The organism is Argonema antarcticum A004/B2 (genome assembly GCF_023333585.1).
GTDB lineage: Bacteria > Cyanobacteriota > Cyanobacteriia > Cyanobacteriales > Aerosakkonemataceae > Argonema > Argonema antarcticum.
In genome coordinates this window covers 1-21,009 of the sequence record NZ_JAIQZN010000048.1, presented here as the reverse complement: position 1 = coordinate 21,009, position 21,009 = coordinate 1, and the positions used below count along the sequence as shown (strand labels likewise).

Below are 21,009 nucleotides of genomic sequence, written 5' to 3'. Positions count from 1 at the left end.
ATTTGGTGATGAAGATGTCAGCGCCCCCAGCAGGAGTCAGGTTAGCCGTTCCCGCACCGGGGTCGAAATCTGCCGTGCCAGAGAAATAGCCTGTGGTGTAGGTGTTGCCGCTACTATCGACGGCGATGCTATAGCCAATCTCGTCACCACTGCCGCCGATACCCTTAGCCCAAATCAAATCTCCAGGCAGTATGCCTTTGTAGGCAATTCGGGCGCTTTTTGTAATGGCGATGGGGGCAGTAAGGTGGCCGATTTTAACTTCCAATTCCCAGTCTCCGCCTAATGCAGCGTTCCCCGTGGGAGTTTTGGAGGCGGCAATGTTGGCTTTGGTGAGGTGGTGGAGACGGTGGAGGAAAGAGATCCCCCCTGCCCCCCTTAAGAAGGGGGGCTCTGAGTCGTCTCTTAGCCCCCCTCTTAAGAAGGGGGGTTCTGAGTCGTCTCTTAGCCCCCCCCTTAAGAAGGGGGGTTCTGAGTCGTCTCTTAGCCCCCCCCTTAAGAAGGGGGGTTGGGGGGGATCTCCCGCTACGTTACAACCGTAAATTAAAATATCGGCATTTTCGGTTAGGGCGTTGCGCCACTGCTTTAGTGAATTTGTATAATTGTCGAGATTGCCGGAATTGAGGGTTCCGTTGCCGAGTTGCACTTCTCCGGGGCTGCCGTGAGAGATAATATGTAGGGCGGCGATATTGGAGCGCGTTTGCAGAATTTGGGTAATTTGGGCGACGCCATCTCGCGTTCCATCCAGTAAGATAACTTCGGTTCCCGGCGTGACTCCTGCGGCGAGGGTTTGCCAATCTTGAACTGAAGTGTCGATAAATGCGATCGCATTTCCTTGCGCTGCTTGAGGATTGAGATTTTCAACGGCTGAGTTTTGGACTGGCATGGTTTTTCACAGATAGGGTGTTTGCTGGGATTGGAGGAATGGTGATGCTACGCTTGAACTCGTGAGATGCTGAATGTTGTTTGACCGGATTTGTCGATCGTGAAATAACGTGGTGCGATCGGCTACAGACTACTTAAGAAGTGCGATCGGCAGACCTTAAATGTTTTTAACTTTTTTTGATATATCTAAAGACATAAAGCGACCTGTGCTTTTAAAAGTATTGCACTATATTTAGCAGTTTGTGTAGGCTTTAGCATAAAATTTACGCAACCTTAACACTTTCAGGCAAATGAGGTATAGAAAAAGGCGGTTTCTTGAGCAATACCTTCGCCAATCCGGAAAAAGGACGCGCTTTGTAGGTTCGGTTGATGGCAAATGCGTTGGGTTTCGCTTCACTCAACCCAACCTACAAAGAAATGGCGAAGATATTGCTCAAGAAACCAAGTTTTACCGGGTGTACTTCATAAACCTGCAACCTTTATATATGAATTTCCGGATCGCAGAGAAGAAGGGCATAAACAGGACAAGGATAGGCTTTTTTCGCTATCCTGTCATTATTCTGTCGGCTGTAGCGATCGGCTGTCTGGTTGTCAGTTGCGGCGAGAGCAAAGTTACCCAGTGTAATAAGATCAACCAGATAATTAATCAAGCTGACGCTGTTACTAAAAGTGCTAAGACGGGTAAACCGTCAGCGCTCATTAAGGCAGCAGTTCAACTTGATAAAGTGGCAAAAATACTGAAAGATGTTGAAGTTGAGGATAAGAAGCTGCAAAGTTTGCGATCGAGCTTTACGATCATGTATGGAGATATCAGCAAATCATTCCGAAACATGGCTGTTTCTATCCAAAGACAAGATGCTCAGGGTATAAAGTTTGCTCTGATATTTTTGAGCCAAGCTAGAATGAAAGATACGGCGTTAGTTAAAGAGATCAATAGTTATTGCGATGGGAAGTAGCCCGCCTGGGGTTCAAACCCCAGGCTCATAGCGAAAGTCCACTTAAGTGGACTGAATATTTTTCCAAGTCTAATCTCAGAAGAGGTTTTCAAACTATGCAACTAGAACTGAAACAATTGATTATACCCCCTGGCAATGTTCTGCAACTGAAAGACATCAGTTGGCAGATGTTCGAGCAAATTTTAGACGAATTGGGAGAAAGTCGGGCGGCGAGAGTTTCTTACAGCAAAGAGTTTTTGGAAATTATGGCACCATTACCAGAACATGAGGATGATAAAGCAATCATTGGCGACTTTGTTAAGGCAATCCTTGAACAAATGGATATTGAATTTAGAGATCTCGGTTCTACCACTTTCAAAAAGAAAAATATGTCTCAAGGCGTAGAAGCAGACACCTGTTTCTACATTCAGAATGAAGCAGCTATCCGAGGTAAGAAAAAAATAGACTTAACTGTAGACCCGCCACCAGATTTAGCGATTGAAATTGATATTACATCGCGCACTGCATTGAACAATTACGAAGCTTTGGGTGTGACAGAATTGTGGCGATACAATGGGCAAAGGTTGCAAATTAATGTACTGCAAGATGGGAAATATATCGAATCGGAAAATAGCCGGATATTTTCCCAATTTTCGCAGTTACGCGAAGTGATTCATCGGTATGTCGAAGAGAGTAAAGTTGTGGGGAGAAATGCCACGATGAAAGCATTTAAAAATTGGGTGAGAGCAATTGTAAACTAAGTCGATTTTAACATAGCCCGGTAGTCGATTTTAACATAGCCCGGTAGTCGATTTTAACATAGCCCGGTAGTCAATTAAGCTGCTACGCATTTAATTTGTATGTTTAGCGGGAGTGGGAGAGTGGGGGAGTGGGGGAGTGGGAGAGGAATTGAAGGTTTGATTGCCGGATTAGAAATATCCGAATTAGATGCGTGTTAGCTTATCACATAGCCCGGTAGTTGATTATCACATAGCCCGGTAGTCGATTATCACATAGCCCGGTAGTCGATTATCACATAGCCCGGTAGTCAATTATCACATAGCCCGCCTGGGGTTCAAACCCCAGGCTGATAGCGAAAGTCCACTTAAGTGGACTGAAGAAATAGAAACCGGGTTTCTATTCTTTCGCCTCAGAAACCGGGTTTCTCCAAGAAACCCGGTTTCTATTCCTTCGTGGCGATCGCTTCAATTTCTGGCACAATTAGATCGCTTCGATCGCAAGTTCTTTACCTAGTTCTCCCGAACCAAGCAGTAGCAGGCGTTGAACGCCCTTCTGTAGCGGCGTTCCCCAAACTTGAGATTTCGTGTGTAGTTCTGTCATAAGTAGGAATTGCAATCAAGTTTTTCGATGATAAGCCAAATATATGTTGTTACAAAAACTGCAACCAGGACGCGATCGCACGACAAAAATGCGATCTTAGAAACCAAAGCCTGTAAATTCTCCTAATTTGGCAACCTATGAAGCTTGTTTATGTTTTACCCGCAACTTTGCTTCTCTCTGGCACAATGGGGACAGTCGCCGTATCCCCGCAATCTCCCCAGGTTGTAGCGCAAAGGACTAGAATGGAACCTTCCACACCCCAAACCGAACGAGATCGATCGACTGGCGGCTTGTTCGTCCAATCCAAAGACGGACGCCAGCAAGTGTTTCCCCTCAAACATACGGAAGTTAAAGCCAAAGTCAGCGGTAATTTGTCGCGGGTAGAGGTGACGCAAACTTTTGAAAATCCCTATACTGAACCTTTGGAAGCGGTTTATGTATTTCCACTACCCGATGAAGCGGCGGTGGATGATATGGAGATTAAGATAGGCGATCGCATTATCAAAGGCAATATCAAAAAACGGGAAGAAGCGCAGGAAATATACGATCGGGCCAGACGGGAAGGACGCACCGCCGGACTCCTAGAACAAGAACGCGATAATATCTTTACTCAATCTCTCGCCAATATCAAACCGGGCGAACAAATTAATGTCACGATTCGCTACACAGATAGTCTCAAATTTGAAGGCGGTAACTACGAATTTGTCTTTCCAATGGTAGTAGGGCCAAGATACATTCCAGGCAATCCCATTCCCTCGTCGGGAGGCGATACAGACAGAGTGAGTGACGCCTCTCGCATCACTCCACCCGTATTGCGCCCCGGAACTCGTTCGGGACACGATATTGGCGTCACAGTAGAAGTAGATGCAGGTGTGCCAATTGCTGATGTTCGTTCAACTTCTCATAAAATCACTACTTCTCGCCAAAGCAATATCTTCAAAGTCCAATTAGCTAGCGAAGATACCATTCCCAACAAAGATTTAATTCTGCGATATCGCGTGGCTGGAAATAACACCCAAGCCACAATTTTAACTCAATCCGACGATAAAGGCGGGCACTTCGCCGCTTATTTAATCCCCGCTTTGGAATATCGATCCAACGAAATTGTCCCCAAAGATGTTGTCTTTTTGATGGATACTTCAGGTTCCCAACAAGGCGACCCTTTGGCAAAATCAAAAGAATTAATGCGCCGCTTTATCAATGGGTTAAATCCTAACGACACTTTCACTATTATTGACTTTGCCAATACCACTCAACAATTATCGCCAACGCCTTTAGCGAATACGCCGGAAAATCGCGCTAAAGCAATGGGGTATGTCGATCGACTTGATGCTAGAGGCGGAACTGAATTACTCAACGGTATTCGCGCCGTTCTCAATTTTCCACCTTCCCAATCAGGACGCCTGCGGAGTATTGTACTCCTAACTGATGGTTATATCGGCAATGAAAATGAGGTAATTGCCGAAGTTCAGCGAAATTTAAAACCGGGAAATCGTCTTTATGGTTTTGGCGTTGGCAGTTCGATCAATCGGTTTTTGATTAATCGTTTGGCAGAAGTAGGAAGAGGTAGTTCGCAAGTGATTCGTCAGGATGAACCGACTCAGGAAGTTGCCGAAAAGTTCTTCCGTCAAATCAATAATCCTGTCCTGACAAATATTCAAGTTTCTTGGCAAGGTTCTGGGGAAGCACCGACTATCTATCCACTCGCTACGCCTGACTTATTTGCCAATCAACCGTTAGTCTTGTTTGGAAAAAACAAAGACCGCATTAGTGGAAATCTTCGGATTACTGGTATTGCTGCTGGTGGCAAACGCTATGAAAAAATGCTGCCAGTTAATTTTAATAGTAGTGGAAATTCTGCGATCGCACAACTTTGGGGACGCGCCAGAATTAAGGATTTGATGAATCAAATGTTTGGCGGCGAAACAAAATCTGGCGTCGATGCAGTAACTGAAACTGCTTTAACTTATCGCTTGTTGTCGCAATACACGGCATTTGTCGCCGTCAGCGAAGAAGTGCGCGTTAATCCCGATGGTACTCGTCAGCGCGTGCAAGTGCCGGTAGAATTGCCCCAAGGCGTCAGCTATCAGGGAATTTTTGGAGAAGAACGTGCTGATGCTTCTGCTAACGTGCTAAATGCCGCACCTACGGGTAGAGTTGGCGGCATAAATCGCCCGCAAAGTGTTGCACCTTTTTTATCCGCACCACCACCTGCGCCACGTCCTGCGCGAATTCAAGAGACTGGCGACCTGGCACAAAGGACTTCTCGGATTGAGGTGATTAGCGCTGATGGACTGGATGGAAATGCGATCGCATCCATTACACAAAAGCTACAAAATGTCAATATTCCAAACAACATCAGCGGCGAAGTTGTCTTGGAATTATCGATCAAAAATGGTCGCATCCAGCGGATTGTGTTGGATGACAAAGCTTCTACAGTGAAGGAGCAAAATGTGATTGATGAGATTAAGCGATCGATCTTAACTTGGCAAGCTCCCTCATCTATTAATAGTATCATTCGCCTGCGTTTGCGAATTCTCAATTGAGGAAGTTACAGGGATCGGAAACCCGGTTTCTTGAAGAAACCGGGTTTCTGCCTCAAATTCATCTGCCGTAAAAAATCCCAAATGTGGAACTTTTGCTAGCAGTCTAATGTGCCTCTAACCAAGCTGACAAATCATCCAGACTGCTAAAATCCAATAACGCCTCACTTAAATCTTCCAGCACAGATAGCGGTAGGTTGGAAATGCGCTTTCCGATCTCCTGGGATAACTCTCCAAAGCGGCGCGACAAAAGACGGAGAACTAGATTAGCAGCTTCCTGCTGTTGTCCTTCTTGGCGACCTTCTTGGCGACCTTCTTGGCGACCTTCTTGGCGACCTTCTTGACGACCTTCTTGACGACCTTCTTCTTTAGCTTCCCGATAAACTCTGGTTTCTTCTAATCGCATTCCCAGCATTGCTTCTACCTCCCGCCGACTTAAATTAGTAAACTTGTAGACCAAAATCGTCGCGATCGTATCTATTATGGCCCGACTTGCTTCTGGGTCGCTGACTTCTTGTTGTGCCCGTGCTAATAAATATCGTGCTTCCTCTGGTGCTTGTTCTTCTTCTAGGATTGTCAGCACCATCAAGGCTATCCCTAACGGTAACTGTCGAATCTCTCCCAGTTCGTTCAGGTACACCCGATGCACTTGGTCACAGTTTAGCAGCGATCGGTAGGGATGAGCATCACTCTGTTCGATACTGCGTGTCGGATAAATGACTACAGCTTGCCAATCAGAATAACGCTCTCGATGGCGGTAAAAATATAGAAATGCTTCACCGAACAAGCGTTCGTATAACCGTTCATCCTTCTGAAATTGTACCTCGCAGAAGTAGATGATGCCTGCATTTCCGGTATCTGGCGGCAGAAATACGCCATCAATCTCAAATTTCGGTTCTTTGACTGCTACTGAGTCAAAGCGGTAGGCGCTGGCATTTGCAGGGGGAGTTGCGAGTAAGTTGAACAGCAGGGTGGGGGACTGTTGGAAGATTTTGTAAAATATTGAGTCTCGCCGCATGGAAAGGTTGTCGCGGATGGATCGAGATTAATTTTCTCATATTCTCACGCTGAAATGATGCAATTATTTTAAGAAATCTGGTTTCGATCGCATTTAATAATCTTTCAGTCTCTTTTATTGGACGATATATTTTCGAGGGTGAAAGAGCAAAATGTTGTTGATGCGATTAGGCGATCGATCGTTTCTTGGCAAGCTCCCTCATCTATTAATAGTATCATTCGCCTGGGTTTGCGAATTCTCAATTGAGGAGGCGTAGATTTCACCTTTGAAGCTACCCAAGGATTGAATGGAACTTGTGACTTTATTAAGCTGCTACGCATCTAAATTGTACTTTTTGGAGCCTGAAAACCTTACTGTGCGGTGTTCGACTTGAAAAATTAGATGCGTCTTAGCTTATCACTCGTTCTCCAGAACAGCTATTCATCAAGTATTCGTGAAACTTTCTTAATTCTAAAGCAAGTTTAGTTCTGATTGATGTATAGCTAGGGACTAGGGGCTTTCTTGCTAGGGACTAGGGAAGAGGGAAGAGGAAAAAGCTTGACGAAGTAAGGGATTATGGACTAAAGGTAACAGTTGGAGTAGGGGCGGGGTTACCCCGCCCCTACTTAATCGCCCTGGCGGTTGCTATACTTAGAGGATTAGATTTAACCGACGATCGCCTGGAGGTAATGCTACCCTATTTGAGCAACAATCGATCGTGGTAAGAGTTTAAGCGAGAATTACGCGGGAATCTGCTGCTGGGTCTATGAATTGAAACCTTAGCCTTGCCCTAAAAAGTAAAGCTAGTCCGAACTACCCCAATAATCATATCCGGGTTGCGTTCGTCCTGATTGGGAGCAGTCAACCAAATCAGACCGGGGGTAACAGCAATATTATTATTTATCCGATAAGTGTAAAATGCTTCTATATGATACCCCACATCGCGATCGCTCCTCTGACCGGGTGGTAAACCAATCGCTTCTGAGAGCGCCCCATTGCTAGTACCCGCCAACCTGGGTTGTACTCCAACAATTAAACCACCTATATTTCCCTTCTTCCCCAAATCATAAAAAGTCAAATTCACATCATAATCCCATACCTGTGCATCGCCCTTAGTACCCTCCCCCAACGCCCGTGCATTAGAATAAGCAACCGAACCGCCCAAATCCACAGAAGGCAATATTCGATAGAAAGCTGCGCCAATATAAGTATTAGCAGCCACTGGCCCTGCCCCGATTACTTTAGCCGCATTACTACCAGCCAAAGTATCGATACCGAACTCAGGCGAGTAACTGTAAACGTAAAACCCAGTAAACCTAAATCTACCCAAATTTATCACCGGACGCACAGAAGCAGAGTAACCGCCGTTAAACACTCCCACACTGGGGTTATTTGATGGCCCTTCGCTACTCAAGGAAAAGTCGATATTAAGCCAGCGTGCAGTCTGCCATTGCAAAAGAATTCCTGTCTGCTGATTGACTGGGTAAATCAGAGGATTGACTTGACCGTAGTTCGATATTGGGCCGAGCCGCGAATTGTTTAACTGACTGATCGGTTCTGATAAAATACGATCGCTGCCGAACGCACCCAAACGCACTGAGAGGTTGTCCGTCAATGGGAAACTGTATGCCAATAAGTTGAGTCTTACTTCCCCATTTCCAGATAATGTAGATGCCACAAAGCGGGTTTCATTTGTAGCACCGCTCAAAGCACCTACTGGAAATTCAGTTGCACTGTCAAATCTTCTTAAATTGGTGGCTTGCAATCTGACTAGCAAGGTGTCTTTACCTGTGAAGCTGCTAACGAAAGAGAGGCGAGCGCGATAGCCAAATGTCGTGTTATTGGCATCGGAGGCATTTTCGCCAAAGGCATCTCCCAAATAGGTTATTATCTCACCTCTTAACTTGGTGGTGGCGGAAAACTGCTGTTTCTCTATTGTTGTTGCACGCGCTTCTAATGAAGATAGGCGACCTCTCAAAGAAGTTAGTTCGTTAGAGAATTCTGCAACCAGCCTTTCTAGTGTGGCTAAGTCTTCTTTACTAACGCCAGAGGTTTGTGCGGCGATTAGTTCGTTGATTCGATTTAAGCATTGGTTTAATCCAGCTGCAAATTCGTAGCGAGTCATAGCCCGATTGCCGCGATAGGTGCTATCCGGATATCCTTCGATACAACCGTATCTTTCCACTAGAGATTGCAACGCACTAAAAGCCCAATCTGTCGGCTGTACGTCTGTGAGACTGGATACTGAGGTCACTCTCGCCATTGAGGCGGTTTTCCCTGGGGTGACACTAAGATTGGTTAAGGGTTGTTCTAGAGCGGTTGGAGTGGGTGAGGGGTTTTCCAGCTCTGTGATGGAGACACTTTCAGAAGAAGCAGTTTGCGATCGGATCATCCCACTGCCGAGGATTATTAGCATGAGTACTAAAATTTGGCAATATATTTTAGATATTTTTATATTCATTTGTCACCTCCTACTCCACTAAGAACCAAATCTAATTTTACCTCTAATTTAGAGTTTTTGCTTGTTACATATAGGGTTTAGCTCATTAGTACTACACTAAATGTGTAAAAAATAGAGTGTGTGACACACTACATCTAGGGGGTGCGGAATGTGGGCTGGATTAGGTCAATGCGTAGCAGAAATAAAAAAAGCGCCTGGAATTCCAGACGCTATAAAGCTGGGGGTGAAAAGCTGAAAATGCTCCTAACCCTGAGCTTCGGAACCAGCCACAACTTCTAACAGTTCTTGGGTAATTGATGCCTGACGTGCTTTATTGTAGGAAAGAGAGAGCTTGTCAATCAATTCGCTAGCGTTGTCGCTGGCATTGTTCATCGCCGTCATCCGCGCTGCCAGTTCGCTAGCCGCTGACTCTTGCAGCGATCGCAGCAATTGGTTATTCAGGTACAATGGCAACAGAGCATCCAGAATTTGCACTGGATCTTGCTCAAAAATCATATCTTGAGGGAAGCTCTGAACTTCTGAACTAACTTTGCTGCGTTCTACCTGAAATTGACCGCCTTTAGTGGTGAGACGGAAAATTTCATCATCTGGGGTTTCCAAACCTTGCGTATCGAGGGGGAGCAATGTTTGAATCACTGGTCTAGAGCTGATTAACGAGACAAACTTAGTGTAAATCAACTCAACCCGGTCTACTCCCTCTGACAGGAACAAAGACAGTATTTGGTCAGCTATCGATGAAGCTTCCGCTGCTGTGGGAATTTGTTCCAATCCAGTGTATGTCGCATTAATTGGTTGGTTGCGACGTTGGAAATACTGGATCGCTTTGCGTCCTACGAGGATAAACTTGTAGTCGCGACCTTCTGACTTCAGTTCTTTGGAGCGGATTTCAGCACGACGGATGACGTTAGTATTGTAAGCGCCACACAAACCGCGATCGCCTGTAATTACCAACAACCCCACCGATTTAACTTCCCTAGCCTTGAGTAGGGGAAGATTTGCCTCTTCAAATTTTAAGCGGGACTGCAAACCGTGGAGAACCTGAGCCAGAGCGTCAGCAAAGGGGCGCGTGGCGGTTACTTGTTCTTGGGCGCGGCGCACCTTGGCAGCTGCCACCAAGCGCATCGCCTCTGTGATTTTTTTGGTGTTTTTGACCGACTTAATGCGATCGCGAATTACTTTTAGATTTGCCATAGTTGTGTCATTAGTCAGTAGTCAGTAGTCAGTAGTCATTAGTATTCGGTCATTAGTCATTAGTTTTCGCTAATGACTAATGACCGAATACTAAGAACAAATTACTTGGCTGTTGCTAGGAAAGTTTTCTTAGATTCAATGATTCCTTCCTTCAGCAAAGCTTCAGCTTCATCACCCAATTTCTTCTCATTGCGGATCAGCTCGATATACTTCGGCTTGCTGGTTTTCAAATAATCCCGCAGCGACCTGGCGAAAGGAGCGACCTTTTCTACAGGCAGGTCATCCAAATATCCATTCAGACCAGCGTACACAACTGCCACTTGCTCAGCAACTGAGAGGGGCGAATTTTGGGGCTGTTTCAAGAGTTCCCGCAAGCGCTGACCCCGCGCCAACTGGTCTTGAGTTGCCTTATCCAAATCCGAGGCAAACTGTGCAAAAGCGGCCAAGTCGTCAAACTGTGCCAGTTCCAACTTCAGTTTACCAGCCACCTGTTTCATGGCCTTGGTTTGAGCGGCTGAACCTACCCGCGACACGGAGATACCGGGGTTGACTGCCGGACGCAAGCCGGAGTTGAATAAATCTGAAGTCAAGAAGATCTGACCGTCGGTAATCGAAATCACGTTTGTGGGGATGTAAGCAGAAACGTCACCCGCTTGCGTTTCGATAATTGGCAGGGCGGTCATGCTGCCTTCGCCGAGTTCGTTACTCAACTTAGCAGCGCGTTCCAACAAGCGAGAGTGTAAGTAGAACACATCTCCGGGATAAGCTTCCCGTCCGGGAGGACGACGCAGCAGCAAGGACATTTGGCGATAAGCTTGCGCTTGCTTGGACAAGTCATCGTAGATGATCAGGGTGTGCTTGCCCTTGTACATGAAGTACTCAGCAATACTGGCACCACTGTAGGGAGCCAAGAATTGTAGGGTTGCCGGGTCATTGGCATTAGCTGCGACTACGATCGAATATTCCATTGCCCCCTTTTCTTGGAGGACGTTCACCACGTTGGCGACTGTGGAAGCTTTTTGACCGATCGCAACATAGACGCAGATGACATTCTCGCCCTTCTGGTTGATGATCGTGTCAACTGCGATCGAAGTTTTTCCAGTTTGACGATCGCCGATAATCAGTTCCCGCTGACCCCGACCGACTGGAATCATCGCGTCAATAGCCGTAATACCAGTTTGCAGAGGTTCGTAAACCGATCGCCGTTGAATAATTCCAGGTGCTACTGATTCAATCAGACGGGTTTCGGTTGTATGAATATCTCCCTTACCATCAAGCGGGCGACCCAGGGCGTCTACCACGCGACCGATCATGGCGTCTCCCACTGGCACCTGAGCGATTTTGCCGGTAGCTTTCACGGAGCTGCCTTCTTGAAGGCTGCGTCCTTCGCCCATCAGCACTGCGCCGACGTTATCTTCTTCCAAGTTTAGAGCGATGCCGATCGTGCCATCTTCAAATTCCAGCAGTTCGCCCGCCATTACCTTGTCGAGGCCATAAATCCGGGCAATCCCGTCGCCCACTTGCAATACAGTCCCAACGTTAGAAACAGTAACTTCTGTACCGTATTCTTCAATTTGTTGGCGAATAATGCTGCTAATTTCGTCTGGTCTGATGCTAATCATGATTAGTTGTCAGTTGTTAGTTGTCAGTTGTCAGTTGTCAGTTGTCAGTTGTCTTTTACTAATGACTAATGACTTATCCCGCACTCAAGCGCATTCCGATCCGGCGAAGCTGTCCTCGCAAACTGGCATCAAGCACCTGAGAACCTACTTTGATGATGACGCCACCAATTAAATCCTGGTCAATTTTTGTCTTCAGTTCAACTTGATGGGCACCGGAGAGCGCTTTTACCTTTTCAGTAATAGCTTGCTGCTGAGCTTCGGTGAGTTCTACAGCTGAAATTACTTCAGCTAAAGCTGTTTGCTTTATCTGCCGCAGGAGAGTTTTGAAGTGTTCGCAAATTCCTTCTAAAAAGAGGATGCGTCGCCGGTCTACCAGCAGCTTCAAAATATTCATTGTGTAGGGGTGGACTTGTTCGCCTGCCAATTGCTGCAACACAGCTTTTTTAGCTTGCGATTCCACTATTGGATTACTCAGAAACAGCCGCAGTTCTTCTGAGCTTTTGAGCAGATCGGACAAATAATTTACATCTTCGCCAATCCTGTCTGTCAGGTTTTGGGATTGAGCGATAGACATCAATGCCTCAGCATAAGGCTCCAGTACTTCAGCGCTTACTAAACTGCCTCTCAAGACCCACCTCCTACACTGGCGATGCTGCGATCGATTAATTGTTGTTGAGCGGATTCATCTAAGACGGATTTCAGCTGCGATTCTACTCGCTGCATAGCCAATGCCGCGACACGCTGGCGCAGTTCGGCATTCGCCCGCTCTATTTCTGTATTCAAATCTTGAGCAGCTGTTTTCTTCAAATTTTCCACATCTTGCGCTGCTTGAGCCAAGAGATTTTCTTTAGCTTTTTGAGCGTTTTCTGCTGCTGCTTTTTTAATTTGTTCTGCTTCGGCTTGCGCTTGAGCCAACTTACGCTGTTGATCTGCCAGCGCTTCGGCTGCTTGACGTTGGCGTTGTTCTGCCTCTTTAATTGCCTCTGCTATCCTGGCGCGTCTATCTCCCAATGTTTTGGTCAAGACTTTACGCCCAAAGTAAACTAACACGCCAATCAGAATGGCAAGGTTGATCAGGTTTGCTTCAAAAATGTCGAAGTTTATGCCGAAACCACCTTCTCCAGCTGCCTCGTGAGCCTCTGCGGCCAGTAATAAGAAAGTCCCCATGATACCGTTCCTAAAAATCCCAACAGATCTTGACTAAGCCATGTCGATCGGACAGGGCTTCTTTTAGCAGTACTGATTCATCCGTAGGGTCATACTCAGCACTAAAGCCGAAGTACTCAGCACTTATCTCTATCTATTGACAAGCTCTGGCCCCAAGAGTTTTTCTAAAATCTGGCGACTCAAAGAATCTACTTGTTCTTCAAGCCTTTGCATCGCTTCTTGCTTTTGCCGGTCTATTTCTGACTGAGCTTGTTCTCTTTGAGCTTGAGCTTCTTTTTGAGCTTCAGCAATTTTCGTAGCGCCGATTTTCCTGGCATCATCCTGAGCTATTGCGATCAAATTTTGAGATTGCCTGCGGGCATTAGCCAGCTGTTCCTCATATTGTTTCGCCAACATCTCAGCTTTAGACAAGCGTTCGCGGGCTTGGGCCTCATTGGTGCGGATGTAATTATCGCGATCGTCTAGCACCTTGGTCAGCGGCTTGTAGAAAATCGCGTTCAACAGCACTGCCAACAGTAGAAACTGCACTGCCATCAAAGGCAACGTGGCGTCGAAGTCAAACATTTTTTACTGATTTAACAACTACTGAACTTAAGTTGGTAATTGGGTAATTGGGGAATTTCAACTTTTAGATTGTAGATGGCAGATTTAAATTAAATCCCAAATCTACAATCTAAAATCTAAAATTCCCTATTACCTAACTCAAAACTTTATTTAAGCGAACGGGTTAGCAAACAGCAGCACCAGGGCAATTACCAAACCGTAGATGGTCAGGGATTCCATGAATGCCAAAGTTAACAGGAGAGTACCGCGAATTTTGCCTTCAGCTTCGGGCTGACGGGCAATACCTTCTACAGCTTGACCTGCGGCGTTACCTTGACCAATACCAGGGCCAATTGCAGCCAAACCAATTGCCAGAGCAGCAGCTATAACTGAAGCAGCAGAAACCAATGGATCCATGATGTTTTACTTAGCTTAACGACAGAACAACCGATTTTTGATTTTGGATTCTAGGATTTTCGGTTAAAAACCTAATCCAAACCTAAATTTACATCAAATGAGGACTTTCAGAAGGCGTAAGACAGAATGATTTTATTCATCCTTCATCCTTGCCTAATGAGAATGATCCTCATGTTCTTCACCACCATGCCCTTCCATCGCCTCGTGAATGTAGGCGGCTGCTAAGGTGGCAAATACTAGAGCTTGAATGGCGCTAGTAAATAGACCTAACGCCATTACTGGCAGCGGCACGAACAGAGGAACTAGCAGTACCAGTACTGCTACCACCAGCTCATCCGCCAGAATGTTTCCAAACAAACGGAAGCTAAGGGAAAGGGGCTTGGTGAAATCTTCTAGAATCGCGATCGGCAATAGAATCGGCGTCGGCTCGATATACTTCTTAAAGTACCCTAAACCGCGCTTACTAAAACCAGCGTAAAAGTACGCCAAGGAAGTTAGTAATGCCAAAGCTACTGTCGTATTGATGTCATTAGTGGGGGCGGCTAGCTCTCCTTCTGGTAGCCGGAGAAGCTTCCAGGGAATCAACGCTCCCGACCAATTCGATACGAAGATAAACAAAAACAACGTGCCAATAAACGGCACCCAGGGACGGTAGTCTTTCTCACCCAACTGGTTTTTTGCCAGATCTCGAATAAATTCCAGGGCGTATTCCATAAAATTTTGTATGCCGCTGGGAATTCTCTGGATGTTGCGAGTAGCCAAGAGTGAAGCTACTACTAAAAGACCAATCACAAACCAGGAGGTGAGAAAAACTTGCCCATGTACTTTCAGATTGCCTAATTGCCAGTAGAAGTGATGTCCTACTTCCAATGAGGCTAGAGTCAAAGAATTCAAGCCATTTAAGACACTGAGCATTTTTCCATTCAGGAAGTTTTCCCACAAATCGATCTAGGGGAGGATTCCAAGCGTATCTAACCTATTTAGGGTCAGAAGGCATGACCGTTCCCATCATATAGATGATGAGCGCGGCTTTGTAAGTCAGAAATCCCAAAAATATTGGGACAATCTGTAGCTGACGCCATTGAGTTGCTACTATAATCAACCCAATAAACAGGGCGAACCGAGTTTTGCTCAGACGCTGTTTTTCCGTGCCAAGTTGCTCAACATCTTTAGCCAACATTCTCAAGTAAACCACACCTGTACACGCCCCAATCAAATAATTTAGGGCAATGTTAAGGTTGTAAGAAATCCAGACAGAGATAAAAATAATCCCTGTACAGGCTAGGGTGGCGATCAGCAAACCTTTTTGCAGGTTATGGTATTCCTGCATGGATTTGCTGGGTGTTGGTGCCAGGGTATCGGGTTGCGAAACCTCCCCAGTTACGCTGGTGGGTTGATGAGATGAGTTTGACAAGGTTATGAGACTTGCAAATCAGTCCGGCGAATTGACTTGGCTCTTTTGTGCCAAAAGCAATCATACCATGTTGAAGTAACAATACTTAAAATAAGATTAATCTGCGCGTTGGTCAGTGGTCAGTGGTCAGTGGTCAGTGGTCAGTGGTCAGTGGTCAGTTGTCAGTTGTCAGTGGTCAGTGGTCAGTGGTCAGTGGTCAGTGGTCAGTGGTCAGTTGTCAGTGGTCAGTGGTCAGTTGTCAGTGGTCAGTGGTCAGTGGTCAGTTGTCAGTGGTCAGTTGTGATTGGGTGTGGTCATAAGTAGTTGGTTGAAACGAAAAGCTTTTCTTCTGGGCCTTGTCCCCCTTGTCCCCCTTGTCCCCCTTGTCCCCTACATCACCAACGGGTTTTGACCACACCCCGTGCCGTAGGCGTTCGCCGATCATGATATTTGACTATCCAAATTCAATGGTAACGTTACTGTAAACGTTGTTCCCACCCCAGGTTCGCTTTCCACAGCGATTTGTCCTTGATGCAAATCTACAGACTTTTTAACAATAGTTAACCCTAATCCCGTGCCAGAAATGTTACCGACATTCGTGCCTCGATGAAACATTTCAAAAAGTTGTTTTTCGTCTTCGGGATTAATTCCAATCCCTGCATCTCGAATCTGAAAAACGGCTTGCCCGTCTTGGCATAAAAGTTGAAACTGAACGGGAGAGTTTTGGGGTGAGTACTTAATAGCATTGGAAAGTAAATTAGTTAAAATGTGACGCAGCAAGTTTTCATCCATACAAGCATTAGAGACAGCACTTTGAATAGTCAGTTCGAGGGGATGACATTCTTTGTCGGCGTGTTTTATATCTTCCAGTAGTTGATGACAGAAACCTTCTAAATCCATCGGTGCTGGCCTAAACTCTAGTTTTCCGGCTTCGGCTTTTCCAACTACTAGCACGTCATTTAACAGATCTGTCATGTGTTCAATCGCGGTTTGAATGCGATGAATATGAGTCATTTTTTTTTCTTCATGCCATATAGACTGGTATTTTTCTAATAAACCAGCCGAAAATAAAATAGTCGCCATCGGTGTGCGGAATTCATGAGAAACCATCGTTACAAAGCGAGACTTTAATTCCCCTAGTTCCTTTTCTTTTTCCAGTGCTTTGCGAATCTCAATTTCGGCTTGATGTCGAGCCAAAGCAATTTCAATCGTTGTGTATAATTCTTTTTCTTCAAATGGTTTAACTAGATAACCAAAAGGCTGAGTTTTCTTAGCTCGTTCTATAGTTTTTATATCAGTATTAGCCGTCAGAAATACCACGGGAAACCTCAAACGATTCCAAATAATGTCTGCGGCTTCCACTCCGTCCATAGCTCCCTTTAACATGATGTCCATCAACACTAAATCTGGCTGAATTTCTTCTGCTTTTTGAATTGCTTTTTCTCCAGAAGCAACAATAGCAGGAACCGTATATCCTAACTTTTTAAGCCGCTCCTTGATATCCATTGCAATGATAATTTCATCTTCAACGACCATGATATTGACTGTCATTTTATTGCCCTAAGCTAGCGTGAAAATGTAATTTTAAAAGATGCCCCGTTGCTACAGTCAATCTCGATCTTGCCGCCCAGTTGTTCGGTTAAATTGTAGACTAACTGCAAACCTAAAGACTCGCTTAATTCAATATCGAATCCAGGAGGTAAGCCAACGCCGTCATCGCTAACTGTCAAAATAATTTCATTTTGGTTGTTAGCGGTAAAGCCGATACTTAATTTCCCTTTTCTATTTTGAGTAAATGCGTATTTCAGCGCATTTGACATTAATTCGTTGATAATGAGTCCGCAAGGAACAGACGTATCAATATCTAAAATAATTCGCTCTACCTCTAAGTGTAATTCTATCGAATGAGCAGAAACATTATAAGATGAAAATAAGTTTTGGGCGAGATTGCTAATATAGTCAGAAGCATCAATTTCTGCTAAGCCTTCAGACTGGTATAACTTTTCGTGAATGAGCGGCATTGACTTGACGACAGAAACAGCGGCATTGCCTTGGTGATATTTTTGAGTTGCAATCAGGTAGTTTCGGGTAGACTGATTGATTTTTACATCAACGATAAGGCTGGCTGCTTGACCTGAACCAGCCATAAACTGGCGCATAAATTCAGAAAAATGCGGGCTATTTTCCATAAAGCCTACATCTTGACCGACGAAACTATCTGGTGGCAAGTTATGGGCATTGGCAAGATGTTGGTTAACACCCAAGTATCGCAAGTCGGAACTAACCCAAGAAACAAATCCGGGTACGGCATCCAAAACGGCTCGCAGTTGATCTTTCGCCTGTTGCAGGGAAGCTTCTGCTTGCTTGCGATCGCTGATATCGGTTTGAACGCCAATGAAATGGGTGAGATTCCCTTGGCGATCGTAAATGGGTGCAATGCTCAATTCGTTCCAGAACAAAGTGCCATCCTTGCGGTAGTTGCGTAGGATAACGGTGCAGTCCTTTCCCTTATCTAGGAACACTTCCCCTGCATCCCACTCGCCATCAGTGTCGAGGATAGTTTCCTCTTGTGGGGAGATATCAGCAATACGTAATGAGGGAAAACGCTGAGCGAACGCATCGCTTCTGCTATTATTTCGCCCCATCAGCAATAGAACGTCTGCTACCAACATATCTGGTGCTACGGTGATGGGGTGACGGTCTATTGCCCGCTCCAGAGCGGGTAAACTGAGGGGTGAGTTATTAAGAAATGGCATGGGTTGCTAGGGATACAGCGGTTCCTGGGCTTTAATGGCTGCGATCGCCACTCCGTTGATACTAGAATCGCAGTCCTCAAAGCCATACTCTAACTAAACAGTACTAGCCTGCTAAGCGTCATCCGTGGTGACAAGCAAGTCCTCGCATAGGAACTCTCAGTAAAACCCGAAGGTATTGTAAAACTTCACTAAGTTTATACACCCAACAAAAAAGAAAAAACGGCTCTTCTGTATTTACTATGCTATTTGAGCGCTTGCGATCTTGAGCAGAGGAGCAGAAGCATAAAAATGTGATTTTTTGAACAAAAGCATCATAACTCCGAAAGAGCCAAAAATTAATGCCGATGTGAACGGAGCATTCAACATCGGACGAAAAAGTGCGATTCGTTGCGTAGTGAATCAGGGTACAGCGCTACGCGCATACATTAGGACAGTATTAAACGCTTCTTCGCAAGGAGGGGACTGTGTTTGTACGGCTTCCGTTGCACTTTGCTATACTCAATTGGAAATTCTGATTCCCTTGATTCCTTTAGCTAAATTTTGAAGTTGTTTAGCTGGTAACGACTCTTTCCATTGAATTTCATCGCATTTTTGTTTTTTCAGCAAGACAGCTTCTGCTTCTGTCTGGACGCCCTCGGCGACCACCCTAAGCTTTAGCCGATGTGCCATTTGAATTATGGCATTGAGAATCGGGGCATTCTGTAAAACTTTTGTAGCAGAAATTGGTTCCATCTTCAAGTTATTTAATACTAAACTTTCTAGATAGTCTAAGGAAGCGTGTTTGAGTCCAAAACTACTTATAGTAGTTTGAATCCCTACATCACGCCATGTCATCAACTTTCTTGCAGTTGCGTTAACATTGGCGATACTAGCGATGGTATCAGCCGCTATTTCTAGTTCTAAAAACTGAGGATCGAGTCCGGCATCTTCGTAGGCACTGACAATTTTTGATTCTACATTATTGTCTATAAACAGTTGTGTTGGAAGACTAACGGCTACTCTGGCAAAAACACGAGACTGTCGCCAGACTTTTGCTTGTTGACAAGCTATACGCAGTATCCATTCATTCAAGGGAACGGTCAACCCAGCTTCTTCGGCAACTGATAAGGTTTTTTCAAGTGAAATTAAACCTCGACTTGGGTGTTGCCAATGTACAACTGCTCCTAAAGCAACGATTTTTTGATTGCGAAGGTCAATTCTAGGCTGATAGAAAACTTGGAGTTCTTTTCTTTCCCAAGCTTGTTGGAAATCAGCGGTTAGTTGCAAATCCCTGGAGAATTCGTGCCCAAAAATTGGCCGGGTATAAACTGAACAGCGATTGCCTCCCTCGCTTTTAGCCGAACTCATTGCTATACTGGCCTGTTTTTGAAGCTCTTCTACGTTCCATGCAGTTGGGTAAAAGGCGATGCCGATACTACCTGTGAGCGGAATTGATTTACCGTTAAGGTCTAAAGGTTGAGCAATTAGTTTCAGGATGTCTTGAGCTTTAGCAACTGCCGACTCTTGGTCGATAACGGGTGGCAAGACTAGAGCAAACTCATCGCCGCTCACTCTAGCTACAGCCGCTCCCGCAGTCCGTTCGGTAAAAGAAATTAATCGCTGTGCCAGTTTTTGTAAAATTAGATTGCCGTTAGAATAACCGACAGTATCGTTAATGCGGCCAAATCGGTCTAGACCTAAGAGCAGGAAAGGAACCAAACTCCTGTTTCTGTCAGCTTTGCTAATTACCTCATTGAAATATCCAGAGTCTCCCTGTAAAGCTGATTGGTTCGGCAAGCCAGTTAAAGCATCGAAGTTTTCTAAATGTTCTACACGCTCGGAAACTTGCTTAAGCTTTTCATTTTGTTGTGCCACTCGATTCAGTCGAGCAGTAACGGCTTCTAGTAGTTCATAGGGAGTAAACGGTTTAGTGATATAATCATCCGCACCTAAGTTCATCCCTTGTCGCAAATCAACGCGATCGCATTTAGCCGTTAGGAAAATGAAAGGAATATCAGCCGTGGCTGGGTCTTCACGTAGCGCTGAAATTACACTATAACCATCCATCTCTGGCATCATGATGTCGCAAAGAATTAAATCGAACTTATTTTTGCGAGCCAGATCTAAACCAATTCGTCCATTTTGAGCTTCCATCACCTCGAAATCTTGAATTTCCAGAAACTCTTGAATGTTGTTACGAATTTCAGCGGTGTCTTCAATCACTAAGATTTTTTTCATGATAACCTCTGGGTTCTGAACTATAGCTAGGGAAGAGGGGCTAGGGGCTAGGGGCTAGGGGCTAGGGGCTAGGGGCTAGGGAAGAGGGGCTAGGGGCTAGGGAAGAGGGAAGAGGGAAGAGGAAAAAGCTTACTCCGTAAGGGATTATGGAGTAAAGGTAACAGTTGGAGTTGCCCTAATCGCCCTAAAGTTGCTATATACTGTCGATTTGGTCGTTTTTTCTCCCTATTAGCACAGATGTTCATTTTTGTCAAACAAAGGTCTGCGTACTGTTACTAGGTAGACGAGACGGTGTACTGAGGAGGGACGTAGCATTTCTGACGGTCGTGCTATAATAGGTAACCTTTCCTGCTGCGTCGTCTGCTGTAATTGATTCAGTTTTTGAATCAGTTTGGGGTGTTTGGTCATAAGTAGTTGATTGAAACGAAAAGCTTTTCTTCTGGGCCTTGTCCTCCTTGTCCCCCTTGTCCTCCTTGTCCTCCTTGTCCCCCTTGTCCCCCTTGTCCTCCTTGTCCCCCTTGTCCCCCTTGTCCTCCTTGTCCCC

General features: G+C 45.4%; 19 protein-coding genes. 4 read left to right on the top strand and 15 right to left on the bottom strand.

Going from position 1 to position 21,009, the window contains the following annotated elements; translation table 11 throughout:
- The coding region (locus LAY57_RS19860; RefSeq protein WP_249068553.1) for a DUF4347 domain-containing protein at positions 1-883 on the bottom strand (883 nt) is incomplete at its 3' end.
- A 289-nt stretch (positions 884-1,172) separates the two neighbouring features.
- Here LAY57_RS19860 and LAY57_RS19855 point away from each other — a divergent pair.
- From LAY57_RS19855 to LAY57_RS19845, 3 genes are all read left to right on the top strand, one after another.
- Positions 1,173-1,838, top strand: a complete 666-nt coding sequence (locus LAY57_RS19855; RefSeq protein WP_249068552.1) for a hypothetical protein — start codon at positions 1,173-1,175, stop codon at positions 1,836-1,838.
- 95 nt (positions 1,839-1,933) lie between these two features.
- A complete protein-coding gene (locus tag LAY57_RS19850; protein WP_249068551.1) occupies positions 1,934-2,578 on the top strand; it encodes a Uma2 family endonuclease in 645 nt (214 codons plus the stop codon).
- Positions 2,579-3,400: 822 nt separating this feature from the next.
- Positions 3,401-5,704, top strand: coding sequence for a VIT domain-containing protein (locus LAY57_RS19845; protein ID WP_249068550.1), 2,304 nt, complete (start codon positions 3,401-3,403; stop codon positions 5,702-5,704).
- 103 nt (positions 5,705-5,807) lie between these two features.
- Here the strand turns inward: LAY57_RS19845 and LAY57_RS19840 are convergent, their stop codons facing one another.
- The 10 genes from LAY57_RS19840 to LAY57_RS19795 all read right to left on the bottom strand — a co-directional run bounded on the left by LAY57_RS19840 (position 5,808) and on the right by LAY57_RS19795 (position 15,513).
- The gene (locus tag LAY57_RS19840; RefSeq protein WP_249068549.1) at positions 5,808-6,719 is read right to left on the bottom strand and encodes an Rpn family recombination-promoting nuclease/putative transposase; all 912 of its coding nucleotides are present in this window, start codon (positions 6,717-6,719) and stop codon (positions 5,808-5,810) included.
- A 769-nt stretch (positions 6,720-7,488) separates the two neighbouring features.
- On the bottom strand, positions 7,489-9,159 hold the full coding sequence (locus tag LAY57_RS19835; protein ID WP_249068548.1) for an iron uptake porin: 1,671 nt from the start codon (positions 9,157-9,159) through the stop codon (positions 7,489-7,491).
- Positions 9,160-9,402: 243 nt separating this feature from the next.
- Complete coding sequence (locus LAY57_RS19830; protein WP_249068547.1) at positions 9,403-10,350, bottom strand: F0F1 ATP synthase subunit gamma; 948 nt, start codon at positions 10,348-10,350, stop codon at positions 9,403-9,405.
- Positions 10,351-10,451: 101 nt separating this feature from the next.
- Positions 10,452-11,972 carry a F0F1 ATP synthase subunit alpha gene (atpA, locus tag LAY57_RS19825; protein ID WP_249068546.1) on the bottom strand — a complete coding sequence of 507 codons (1,521 nt, stop codon included), beginning with the start codon at positions 11,970-11,972 and terminating at the stop codon, positions 10,452-10,454.
- A 73-nt stretch (positions 11,973-12,045) separates the two neighbouring features.
- Positions 12,046-12,600 carry an ATP synthase F1 subunit delta gene (atpH, locus tag LAY57_RS19820; protein WP_249068545.1) on the bottom strand — a complete coding sequence of 185 codons (555 nt, stop codon included), beginning with the start codon at positions 12,598-12,600 and terminating at the stop codon, positions 12,046-12,048.
- Positions 12,597-13,139 (bottom strand): F0F1 ATP synthase subunit B, encoded by a 543-nt coding sequence (locus tag LAY57_RS19815; RefSeq protein WP_249068544.1) that lies wholly within the window; start codon positions 13,137-13,139, stop codon positions 12,597-12,599. The genes atpH and LAY57_RS19815 overlap by 4 nt, the downstream gene beginning before the upstream one ends.
- A gap of 129 nt (positions 13,140-13,268) precedes the next feature.
- Entirely contained in the window at positions 13,269-13,703 is a 435-nt protein-coding gene (locus LAY57_RS19810) for a F0F1 ATP synthase subunit B' (protein ID WP_249068543.1), read from the bottom strand.
- Between the two features lie 150 nt (positions 13,704-13,853).
- On the bottom strand, positions 13,854-14,099 hold the full coding sequence (gene atpE / locus LAY57_RS19805; protein WP_249068542.1) for an ATP synthase F0 subunit C: 246 nt from the start codon (positions 14,097-14,099) through the stop codon (positions 13,854-13,856).
- A gap of 153 nt (positions 14,100-14,252) precedes the next feature.
- On the bottom strand, positions 14,253-15,014 hold the full coding sequence (gene atpB, locus LAY57_RS19800) for a F0F1 ATP synthase subunit A (RefSeq protein WP_249068541.1): 762 nt from the start codon (positions 15,012-15,014) through the stop codon (positions 14,253-14,255).
- Between the two features lie 61 nt (positions 15,015-15,075).
- A complete protein-coding gene (locus tag LAY57_RS19795) occupies positions 15,076-15,513 on the bottom strand; it encodes an ATP synthase subunit I (RefSeq protein ID WP_338022450.1) in 438 nt (145 codons plus the stop codon).
- A gap of 36 nt (positions 15,514-15,549) precedes the next feature.
- On the opposite strand from LAY57_RS19795, the gene LAY57_RS36785 reads away from it, so the two are divergent.
- The gene (locus LAY57_RS36785) at positions 15,550-15,816 is read left to right on the top strand and encodes a hypothetical protein (protein ID WP_249068540.1); all 267 of its coding nucleotides are present in this window, start codon (positions 15,550-15,552) and stop codon (positions 15,814-15,816) included.
- Between the two features lie 117 nt (positions 15,817-15,933).
- Here the strand turns inward: LAY57_RS36785 and LAY57_RS19785 are convergent, their stop codons facing one another.
- From LAY57_RS19785 to LAY57_RS19770, 4 genes are all read right to left on the bottom strand, one after another.
- Complete coding sequence (locus LAY57_RS19785; protein ID WP_249068539.1) at positions 15,934-17,043, bottom strand: hybrid sensor histidine kinase/response regulator; 1,110 nt, start codon at positions 17,041-17,043, stop codon at positions 15,934-15,936.
- A gap of 14 nt (positions 17,044-17,057) precedes the next feature.
- Complete coding sequence (locus LAY57_RS19780; protein ID WP_249068538.1) at positions 17,058-18,248, bottom strand: PAS domain-containing protein; 1,191 nt, start codon at positions 18,246-18,248, stop codon at positions 17,058-17,060.
- A 498-nt stretch (positions 18,249-18,746) separates the two neighbouring features.
- On the bottom strand, positions 18,747-20,465 hold the full coding sequence (locus LAY57_RS19775) for an EAL domain-containing response regulator (RefSeq protein WP_249068537.1): 1,719 nt from the start codon (positions 20,463-20,465) through the stop codon (positions 18,747-18,749).
- Between the two features lie 228 nt (positions 20,466-20,693).
- A complete protein-coding gene (locus LAY57_RS19770) occupies positions 20,694-20,873 on the bottom strand; it encodes a hypothetical protein (protein ID WP_249068536.1) in 180 nt (59 codons plus the stop codon).
- Between the last annotated feature and the right edge of the window lie 136 nt (positions 20,874-21,009).